Consider the following 9,946-nt stretch of genomic DNA (forward strand, 5'->3'; position numbering starts at 1 on the left):
CGTTGGGCTCCGTGCTGGGGGGTGCGGGGAGGGGTGTTCTGCCCGCAGGGCTATCACCAGTGGCGCGGGGAACCGCGCGACCAGACGCGGCGCACCCGCACGCGCCCTGCCACAGTCTCCCCACCCCCCTCGGACGCCCCCCGCCCCAAACGGAGCGCTCCCGTACCCTCTCCCCATGTCGCTCTACGCCGCCTACGCCGGCAACCTGGACTCGCGCCTGATGTCCCGCCGCGCTCCCCACTCCCCGCTGCGCGCAACCGGCTGGCTGAACGACTGGCGGCTGACCTTCGGCGGCGAGCACATGGGCTGGGAGGGCGCCCTGGCCACGGTCGTGGAGGCCCCTCGCTCCCAGGTCTTCGTGGCCCTGTACGACATCGCCCCCATGGACGAGGACGCGATGGACCGCTGGGTCGGCGTGGGCCTGGACATATACCGCCGGATGCGGGTCCGCGTACACACGCTGGACGGTGAGGAACCGGCCTGGGTCTACGTCCTCAACGGCTACGAGGGCGGGCTGCCCTCCGCCCGCTACCTGGGCGAGGTCGCGGACGCGGCGGAGTCGGCGGGCGCGCCCCACGACTACGTCATGGAACTGCGCAAACGCCCCTGCTGAGGGACCGGCCGACGACCGCGCGCCCACCCCCGCCAGCACCCTGCGCCCGCACTCCCGCCGGCACCCTCGCCCGTGACCCCGCCCGTGACCCCGTTGGAAACGACAAGACAACGATCACGATCCCGTGAGCCTGGTCATCTACGCGCGTAGGCTCAAACCGGATACTCTCGTCGCGTGAACGCATCTCTTCTTCCGGACGACATCCAGGGCGACCCGTACGCCGCCGCCGACGCCGCCGCCACGCGCCTGCGTGAGCTGACGGGCGCCGAGACCCACGACGTCGCCCTCGTGATGGGCTCCGGCTGGGCCCCGGCCGTGGACGCCCTCGGCGCCCCCGAGGCCGAGTTCCAGGTCACCGAGCTGCCCGGGTTCCCGCCGCCGGCGGTCGAGGGGCACGGCGGCAAGGTCCGCTCGTACCGGATCGGTGACAAGCGCGCGCTCGTCTTCCTGGGCCGCACCCACTATTACGAGGGGCGCGGTGTCGCCGCCGTCGCGCACGGCGTCCGTACGGCCGTCGCCGCCGGTGTGAAGACGATCGTCCTCACCAACGGCTGCGGTGGTCTGCGCGAGGGCATGCGTCCCGGCCAGCCGGTGCTGATCAGCGACCACCTGAACCTGACGGCGACGTCGCCGATCGTCGGCGCGAACTTCGTCGACCTCACGGACCTCTACTCCCCGCGGCTGCGCGCCCTGTGCAAGGAGATCGACCCCTCCCTGGAGGAGGGTGTCTACGCGCAGTTCACGGGCCCGCACTACGAGACCCCGGCGGAGATCCGCATGGCCCGCGTCATCGGCGCGGACCTCGTCGGCATGTCCACGGTCCTGGAGGCCATCGCCGCGCGCGAGGCGGGCGCCGAGATCCTGGGCATCTCCCTGGTGACGAACCTGGCGGCCGGGATGACGGGCGAGCCCCTCAACCACGAAGAGGTCCTCCAGGCCGGCCGCGACTCGGCGACCCGCATGGGCGCGCTGCTGACCCAGGTCCTGAACCGGCTGTAGTACGCCGAGCGCGTGTTTCGTCGTCGGGTGCGGGCAAGTGGGGACTTCTCGCGCAGTTCCCCGCGCCCCTGAAAAGCAGGGCTGCGCCCATGCTTTTCAGGGGCGCCGGACCGTCGCCTTCCAGGCCCGCAGGGCCTGAATCTTTCAGGGGCGCGGGGAACTGCGCGACCAGCCCCCACCCACCCGCACCCGCAGTACCCACCGAACGCGGGGTCGAAGGGGCGGCAGCCCCTGGGACGGGACGGGTAGGGGCGGCGGGGGCGAGCACAATCGAACCGACACACAAACAAAGAACGAGAGGTTGACCCCCGTGCACGACGACCTGATCGCCCGCGCCAAGGCGTGGCTGGCCGAGGACCCCGACCCGGACACCCGGGCCGAACTCGGCAGGCTGATCGACGCGGCGGACACGGCGGAACTGACCACCCGCTTCTCCGGCACCCTCCAGTTCGGCACGGCCGGCCTCCGGGGCGAACTCGGCGCCGGCCCCATGCGCATGAACCGCTCGGTCGTCATCCGCGCCGCCGCCGGCCTCGCCGCGTACCTCAACCAGCAGGGCGCCACCGGCGGCCTCGTCGTCATCGGCTACGACGCCCGCCACAAGTCCGCCGAATTCGCCCGCGACACGGCCGCCGTGCTGACCGGCGCGGGCCTGCGCGCGGCCGTCCTCCCCCGCCCCCTGCCCACGCCCGTCCTGGCCTTCGCCATAAGGCACCTGGGCGCGGTGGCCGGCGTGGAGGTCACGGCCAGCCACAACCCGCCGCGCGACAACGGCTACAAGGTCTACCTGGGCGACGGTTCCCAGATCGTGCCCCCGGCCGACGCCGGGATCGCGGCCGAGATCGACGCCGTACGCTCCCTCGACGACGTCCCCCGCCCCGACGCCGGCTGGGACACCCTCGACGACAGCGTCCTGGACGCCTATCTGGCCCGTACGGACGCGGTCCTCGCGCCCGGCTCCCCCCGGACCGCCCGCACGGTCTACACGGCCATGCACGGCGTCGGCAAGGACACCCTGGTCGCGGCCTTCGCCCGGGCCGGCTTCCCGGAGCCCGTTCTCGTCGCCGAGCAGGCGGACCCGGACCCGGACTTCCCGACGGTCGCCTTCCCCAACCCGGAAGAGCCCGGCGCGATGGACCTGGCCTTCGCGAAGGCCCGCGAGACGGACCCCGACCTGATCGTCGCGAACGACCCCGACGCCGACCGCTGTGCCGTCGCGGTCAAGGACGGCGCCGACTGGCGCATGCTGCGCGGCGACGAGGTCGGCGCGCTCCTCGCCGCCCACCTGGTCGCGCGTGGTGCCCGGGGGACCTTCGCCGAGTCGATCGTCTCCTCCTCCCTCCTCGGCCGTATCGCCGAGAAGGCGGGCCTCCCCTACGAGGAGACCCTCACCGGCTTCAAGTGGATCGCGCGCGTCGAGGGCCTGCGCTACGGCTACGAGGAGGCGCTCGGCTACTGCGTCGACCCCGAGGGCGTCCGCGACAAGGACGGCATCACGGCGGCCCTGCTCATCACGGAGCTCGCCTCGCAGCTGAAGGAGGAGGGCCGCACCCTCCTCGACCTGCTGGACGACCTCGCCGTCGAACACGGCCTGCACGCCACCGACCAGCTCTCGGTCCGCGTCCAGGACCTCTCGCTCATCGCCAGCGCGATGGAACGGCTCCGCGAACAGCCGCCGACCGCCCTCGCCGGGCTGCCCGTCACCAGGGCCGAGGACCTGACCCGGGGCACGGACCGGCTCCCGCCCACGGACGGCCTGCGCTACACACTCGACGGCGCCCGTGTCATCGTCCGCCCCAGCGGCACCGAGCCCAAGCTCAAGTGCTACCTGGAGGTCGTGGTGCCCGTCGCCGACCTGGCAGCCCTCCCGGCGGCCCGCGCGAAGGCGACGGACCTGCTGGCCGGTATCAAGCGCGACCTCTCGGCGGCAGCGGGCATCTGACCGCGCCCCGCGCACACCAAAGGCCACGGCCGGATCACCGGCCGGGGCCTCTCGCCATGTCCAGGGCCGACACCGGCCGGGGCAGCGCCCTACGGCACCAGGACCAACACCGCCGCCCACCCCACGGCGAGCACCACGCTCAACGGCCACAAGGGCATCCTCCGGCCCCGGTACTCCCCCTCGGGCCGCAGCGCCGGGTCCCGCCACATGGCGGTGATCTCGGCGGCGGTCCTCTCGTACGGGTGAACGAGCCGCAGCTTCCGCTCCAGCCAGCGCCAGCGCTCTGCCCGGACGCTCCAGACCTGGAACGACTCCCGACGGCTGTCCACCGTGAGCACGGAACCGGCGCACCGCACGGTCGCGAGGTCGTCCCACTCGATGTGCCGGTGCCGGCCCCAGCCGCTCAGCCACAGCCCCGAACGGTCGGCCGTGATGCGCCAGGTGAGCATCTGGGGCAACGTCAGGACGCCGAAGACGCCGAGGACACCGCCGAGGACGTACCGCGTCAGGCCGTCCGGGTAGAGCGCCACTGCGGCGATCGCGACGATCATGAACAGGGCGGCGGCCCAGTCCGCCCAGCCCGCGCGCCAGCGCCGTACGGACACCGGCTCGTCCCCCAGCCGGGCCCGGCTCTCCGTGACGGCCGTGGCCCGCAGCTCCTCGTGGACCGTGTGCCGCTTCGCCCGGGCCCGCTGCGCGGCGGCCCGGTGCCGTACGGTCCGGTCGGACAAGGGGCGCACCGGCCCGCTGGACGACTCGACGACCAGTTCGGCGGACGTGCCGCCGCCCTCGGCCGCTTCCGTCTCCTGCGTCACCTCCGGAGTCTCCGCCGCCGGCACCTCCGCCGCGCTGACGATCACGATCTCCGCCCCGTCGTGGGGCACCCCGTACAGCACAGCCTCGCGCAGGGGACCGGGCTGGTCGTCGTCATCGTCGACGCCCTGGACGGCGTCGAGAAGCGCGTCCCGTTCCTCCCCGGCGTCGCGCCGCTCGTTCTGGTCCTCGGCCTCGTACTCTTCGTCGTCGGCGTCGGCGTCGTCGTCGTACCACTCCTCGGTGGCGACCGTGAACAACGGCCGCAGCGCCTCCACGTCGTCGGCGGCGAAGACCTCGGCGTCCCCGTCGGCGCCGTCCCGGACGAGCACCCGCAGCACCGGCACCGGCGTGCCCCGCAGCGCGGCGGCCCGTCTGCGTCCCAGCCAGCCGGAGAGCAGCGAGGTGAGCCCCCAGCCGACCACGAACCAGCCGACGAGCGTGACCTCGTGCCGGTCGGTGGCGACGTCCCAGCCGGAGACGGAGGAGAGCACCCCCACCGCGACCACGGTCAGCAGGCACCCGAACCCCATGAGGAACCGTCCGCGCCGCAGCGGCCCGACCTCGTCCGGCACCTTGGCGGTGACCCCCTCGGCGGCGACCGAAGCCCACTGCCGCTGCAGCCGGCGCTTGCTCAGCCGGATCTCGGCCATGGCCCACGTCAAGGTCGCGGCGACGCCCCCCACCAGGGTCGGCACGTCGTGCGAGCCGCCGTACCAGGCCAGCAGAAGCATCAGTACGGGCGCCGAGAACCGTACGACCTCGGGCCTGACCAGGGTCCACACCAGTTGCAGCGGGACCAACGCGGCGAGGGCGGCGGGCAGCTCCACGAAGTTCGCCAGCCAGAATCCGACGATCAGGCCACCCGGTACCACGGCGAGCAGATGCAGCGGCCGGGTCCGCGCGGGCACCCACAGGGGTGGCCGGGTCCGCGCCCAGGCCTCCAACTTCTCGCCGCTCCAGGCGACGGCCCCCTCGGGCACGGCGTGCACGGGCAGCGGACGCGGCGGTGGGGAGGCCCCGGGCGGGGACTGGGAATCGAGCTCGGTACTCATCGTTCTGTGGACACTCCGGCCGCCGTCGTCAATGCGCCGCGCGCGGTCCGACACGATCCAAGCGAACCAGGCTGTGAAGGCGGGACACACGAGCAGCGCCACCATAGAACAGGCGTCCGGACTCCTTCCGCCGAACCGGCACCCGGAGCCCTACGTCACACCGCCCCCGCACGCACCCACCGCATCACCGGAGCCTGGGTCACGCCACCGCGATCAGCACCGCCAACAGCACGGCCCCGGCCGCCGCGGGTCCCACGATCTCCCAGGCCCACCGCACACTCGGCTTCCCCTGCGACCCGGCCGCCTTCGCCCGCGCCTCGCACAGGTCCCGCAGATCGGCCATGACCTGGTCGGTCTCCGCCCGCACGGGCCGTCCGACCTCGGCGGTACGTCCGCCACCGCCCCCCTTGGCCGCCCGGTGCGCCTCCCGGGCCTGCTGACGGTGTGCCTTCTTGCGCCCCCGCAGCGAGACGGGAATCGCCCAGAGCTGATACTTGGTGCCGCTCTCGTCGATCACCTCGTTCGTGTATCCGGACCGCAGCGACACCACGCACGCCCAGGGCAGCTCGATCACCCGGAACGGATTGCGCACCCGCAGCCGGTCGTCGTTGGCGAACACCGCCGGCCGGACCGAGAACGCGACGACCACCGGCACGGCCACCAACATCGAGGCCAGTGCCAGCCAAGGCGTACGCCCCTCGCCGGACACCACCGCGTCCCCACCGAGCCAGGCGATCAGCCCGAGCAGCAGCGCCCCGCCGACCAGCCCGGCGGGCGACCGGTAGGCCCGGTCCTTGTACACGGGCTTGCCGGGCGTACCGGGCTTGCCGGGCGTCGACGCGGAGGCCTGATCCGAGGTGCTCATACGTCCGATTCTGCCCGACGCCGCCCACCTGCCCGCAGCCGAGGTCGCGCCCCGTGAAGGGCGCGGGGGTCCGCGCGACCAGCCACACACCACCCGCACCCGCCGCACGACGAGGACCCCCGCCCGCGCACGCGCCCGCTCAAGCCATCCGCACGCGCCCGTTCGAACAATCCGAGGGCTGTACACCCGCTACGCGCGTAGATATGCTCGTCTGGTGACCATGTCCACAGCTGCACCCCACTCCCCCACTGCTGAACGCGTGGGAGGTGCCCCCATCGCCGACGTCACCGCGTCCGACAGCACGCTGCGCCGCTTCCTCCACGGGCTGCCCGGCGTCGACCCGGTCGGCCTGGAGGCGCGCGCCGCCTCACTCGGCACCCGTTCCATCAAGACGACCGCCAAGGCGTACGCCATCGACCTGGCCATCTCCATGGTCGACCTGACGACCCTGGAAGGCGCGGACACTCCCGGCAAGGTCCGGTCCCTCGGCGCCAAGGCGGTCCTCCCCGACCCCACCGACCGCACCACGCCCGCCACGGCCGCGGTCTGCGTCTACCCCGACATGGTGCCCGCCGCCAAGGCCGCCGTCGCCGGCTCCACGGTCAAGGTCGCCTCCGTCGCCACCGCCTTCCCGGCCGGCCGCGCCCCCCTCGCCGTGAAGCTGGCGGACGTCCGCGAGGCCGTCTCCGCCGGCGCCGACGAGATCGACATGGTCATCGACCGCGGCGCGTTCCTCGCGGGGAACTACCTCAAGGTTTACGAGGAGATCACCGCGGTGAAGGAGGCCTGCGGCGCATCGGCCCGCCTGAAGGTCATCTTCGAGACGGGCGAGCTCTCGACCTACGACAACATCCGCCGCGCCAGCTGGCTCGGCATGCTCGCGGGCGCCGACTTCATCAAGACCTCCACCGGCAAGGTCGCGGTGAACGCCACCCCCGCCAACACCCTCCTCATGCTGGAGGCCGTCCGCGACTTCCGCGCCCAGACCGGCGTCCAGGTCGGCGTGAAGCCCGCCGGCGGCATCCGCACCACCAAGGACGCGATCAAGTTCCTCGTCCTGGTCAACGAGACCGTCGGCGAGGACTGGCTGGACAACCACTGGTTCCGCTTCGGCGCGTCCTCGCTCCTCAACGACCTGCTGATGCAGCGCCAGAAGCTGGCCACCGGCCGCTACTCCGGCCCCGACTACGTGACGGTGGACTGATCCCCATGGCTTCCGCATTCGAATACGCACCGGCCCCCGAGTCCCGGGCGATCGTCGACATCGCCCCCTCCTACGGCCTGTTCATCGACGGCGAGTTCACCGAGGCCGCCGACGGCAAGGTCTTCAAGACGGTCAGCCCCGCCTCCGAGGAGGTCCTCTCCGAGATCGCCCAGGCGGGCGAGGCGGACGTGGACCGCGCCGTACAGGCCGCCCGCAGGGCGTTCGAGAAGTGGTCGGCCCTCCCGGGCGCGGAGCGCGCGAAGTACCTCTTCCGCATCGCCCGCATCGTCCAAGAGCGCTCCCGCGAGCTGGCCGTCCTGGAGACCCTGGACAACGGCAAGCCGATCAAGGAGACCCGCGACGCCGACCTCCCCCTGGTCGCCGCGCACTTCTTCTACTACGCGGGCTGGGCCGACAAGCTCGACCACGCCGGCTTCGGCGCGGACCCCCGCCCCCTCGGCGTGGCGGGCCAGGTCATCCCGTGGAACTTCCCGCTGCTCATGCTGGCGTGGAAGATCGCCCCGGCCCTGGCGACCGGCAACACGGTGGTCCTGAAGCCCGCCGAGACGACCCCCCTCTCGGCCCTCTTCTTCGCGGACGTCTGCCGCCAGGCGGGCCTCCCGAAGGGCGTCGTCAACATCCTCCCCGGATACGGCGACACGGGCGCGGCGCTGGTCGCGCACCCGGACGTGAACAAGGTCGCCTTCACGGGCTCCACGGCGGTCGGCAAGCAGATCGCGAAGACGGTCGCGGGCACCCGCAAGAAGCTCACCCTCGAACTGGGCGGCAAGGGCGCGAACATCGTCTTCGACGACGCCCCGATCGACCAGGCCGTCGAGGGCATCGTCAACGGCATCTTCTTCAACCAGGGCCAGGTCTGCTGCGCGGGCAGCCGCCTCCTCGTCCAGGAGTCGATCCAGGAGGAACTCCTCGACTCCCTGAAGCGGAGGCTCTCCACGCTCCGTCTCGGCGACCCGCTGGACAAGAACACGGACATCGGCGCGATCAACTCCGAGGAGCAGCTGACCCGCATCACCTCGCTCGTCGAGCGCGGCGAGTCGGAGGGCGCCGAGCGCTGGTCCCCGGCCTGCGAACTGCCCACCTCCGGCTACTGGTTCGCCCCGACGCTGTTCACGAACGTCACGCAGGCGCACACCATCGCCCGTGACGAGATCTTCGGCCCCGTCCTCTCCGTCCTCACCTTCCGCACCCCGGACGAGGCGGTCGCCAAGGCCAACAACACCCAGTACGGCCTGTCGGCGGGCATCTGGACCGAGAAGGGCTCCCGGATTCTGGCCGTCGCGAACAAGCTGCGCGCGGGCGTCGTCTGGTCCAACACGTTCAACAAGTTCGACCCGACGTCGCCCTTCGGCGGCTACAAGGAGTCGGGCTTCGGCCGCGAGGGCGGCCGCCACGGCCTGGAGGCGTACCTCGATGTCTGACCGCAACGACCGTCTGAGCGTCTTCAAGACCTACAAGCTGTACGTCGGCGGGAAGTTCCCGCGTTCCGAGAGCGGCCGGGTGTACGAGGTGACCGACTCCAAGGACAACTGGCTGGCCAACGCCCCGCTCTCCTCCCGCAAGGACGCCCGTGACGCGGTCGTGGCCGCGCGCAAGGCGTTCGGCGCCTGGTCCGGCGCGACGGCGTACAACCGCGGCCAGATCCTCTACCGCGTCGCAGAGATGCTGGAGGGCCGCAGGGCGCAGTTCGTCTCGGAGGTCGCCGACGCGGAAGGCCTGTCGAAGTCGAAGGCGGCGGCCCAGGTGGACGCCACGATCGACCGCTGGGTCTGGTACGCGGGCTGGACCGACAAGATCGCCCAGGTGGTCGGCGGCGCGAACCCGGTCGCGGGCCCGTACTTCAACCTGTCCTCCCCCGAACCGACGGGTGTGGTCGCGGTCCTGGCCCCCCAGGAGTCCTCGTTCCTGGGCCTGGTCTCGGTACTGGCCCCCGTGATCGCGACCGGCAACACCGCGGTCGTGGTGGCGAGCGAGAAGTCCCCGCTCCCGGCCCTCTCCCTCGGCGAGGTCCTGGCCACCTCCGACGTCCCCGGCGGCGTGGTCAACGTCCTCTCCGGCCGTACGTCGGAGATCGCGACGCCCCTCGCCGCCCACCAGGACGTCAACGCGATCGACCTGGCCGGCGCGGACGACGTCCTTGCGAAGGAACTGGAGATCGCCGCGGCCGACAACCTCAAGCGCGTCCTGCGTCCACAGCCTGTGGACGACTGGTCGGCCACGCCCGGCACCGACCGTATGACCGCGTTCCTGGAGACGAAGACGGTCTGGCACCCGACGGGGTCGCTGGGGGCGTCGGGCTCGGCGTACTGAGTTCGGCGAACTGAGAGGAGCCCGTAAGGGGCGCGGGGAACTGCGCGACCAGCCACGGACGGCCCGCGCCGTCCCACGGTCCGCGCGGTTCCCATCCCTCGAAGCCCTCGACTCCCCTCAGCCC

At 72.3% G+C, this 9,946-nt stretch carries 8 protein-coding genes; 6 read left to right on the forward strand and 2 right to left on the reverse strand.

Translation table 11 applies throughout. From position 1 onward, the window contains the following. The first annotated feature begins 175 nt into the window (after positions 1-175). From P1P70_RS33685 to P1P70_RS33695, 3 genes are all read left to right on the forward strand, one after another. Positions 176-613: a gamma-glutamylcyclotransferase gene (locus P1P70_RS33685; RefSeq protein ID WP_045562870.1), complete on the forward strand. Its 438-nt coding sequence runs from the start codon at positions 176-178 to the stop codon at positions 611-613. Positions 614-787: 174 nt separating this feature from the next. Continuing rightward, on the forward strand, positions 788-1,612 hold the full coding sequence (locus P1P70_RS33690; RefSeq protein WP_319244590.1) for a purine-nucleoside phosphorylase: 825 nt from the start codon (positions 788-790) through the stop codon (positions 1,610-1,612). 310 nt (positions 1,613-1,922) lie between these two features. Then, positions 1,923-3,554, forward strand: coding sequence for a phospho-sugar mutase (locus P1P70_RS33695; RefSeq protein WP_319244592.1), 1,632 nt, complete (start codon positions 1,923-1,925; stop codon positions 3,552-3,554). An 89-nt stretch (positions 3,555-3,643) separates the two neighbouring features. On the opposite strand, the gene P1P70_RS33700 is transcribed toward P1P70_RS33695, so the two are convergent. Beyond that, the gene (locus P1P70_RS33700) at positions 3,644-5,422 is read right to left on the reverse strand and encodes a hypothetical protein (protein ID WP_319244594.1); all 1,779 of its coding nucleotides are present in this window, start codon (positions 5,420-5,422) and stop codon (positions 3,644-3,646) included. A 199-nt stretch (positions 5,423-5,621) separates the two neighbouring features. After that, positions 5,622-6,287, reverse strand: coding sequence for a PH domain-containing protein (locus tag P1P70_RS33705; RefSeq protein ID WP_319244596.1), 666 nt, complete (start codon positions 6,285-6,287; stop codon positions 5,622-5,624). A 220-nt stretch (positions 6,288-6,507) separates the two neighbouring features. Between P1P70_RS33705 and deoC the strand changes: the two genes are divergently transcribed. From deoC to P1P70_RS33720, 3 genes are read left to right on the forward strand one after another with little or no spacing between them, the layout of a single operon-like run. Next, positions 6,508-7,491, forward strand: a complete 984-nt coding sequence (gene deoC, locus P1P70_RS33710) for a deoxyribose-phosphate aldolase (RefSeq protein ID WP_319244598.1) — start codon at positions 6,508-6,510, stop codon at positions 7,489-7,491. Between the two features lie 5 nt (positions 7,492-7,496). Beyond that, positions 7,497-8,933, forward strand: a complete 1,437-nt coding sequence (locus tag P1P70_RS33715) for an aldehyde dehydrogenase family protein (RefSeq protein WP_319244600.1) — start codon at positions 7,497-7,499, stop codon at positions 8,931-8,933. Next, positions 8,926-9,822: an aldehyde dehydrogenase family protein gene (locus tag P1P70_RS33720; RefSeq protein WP_319244602.1), complete on the forward strand. Its 897-nt coding sequence runs from the start codon at positions 8,926-8,928 to the stop codon at positions 9,820-9,822. The genes P1P70_RS33715 and P1P70_RS33720 overlap by 8 nt, the downstream gene beginning before the upstream one ends. The last annotated feature ends 124 nt before the right edge of the window (positions 9,823-9,946 follow it).

This window comes from Streptomyces sp. MB09-02B (assembly GCF_033794485.1).
Lineage (GTDB): Bacteria > Actinomycetota > Actinomycetes > Streptomycetales > Streptomycetaceae > Streptomyces.

Coding starts and splice junctions, on each gene's coding strand:
- P1P70_RS33705 (WP_319244596.1), bottom strand. CDS start 6,287: ATGAGCACCTCGGATCAGGCCTCCGCGTCGACGCCCGGCAAGCCCGGT.
- deoC (WP_319244598.1), top strand. CDS start 6,508: ATGTCCACAGCTGCACCCCACTCCCCCACTGCTGAACGCGTGGGAGGT.
- P1P70_RS33720 (WP_319244602.1), top strand. CDS start 8,926: ATGTCTGACCGCAACGACCGTCTGAGCGTCTTCAAGACCTACAAGCTG.
- P1P70_RS33685 (WP_045562870.1), top strand. CDS start 176: ATGTCGCTCTACGCCGCCTACGCCGGCAACCTGGACTCGCGCCTGATG.
- P1P70_RS33715 (WP_319244600.1), top strand. CDS start 7,497: ATGGCTTCCGCATTCGAATACGCACCGGCCCCCGAGTCCCGGGCGATC.
- P1P70_RS33700 (WP_319244594.1), bottom strand. CDS start 5,422: ATGAGTACCGAGCTCGATTCCCAGTCCCCGCCCGGGGCCTCCCCACCG.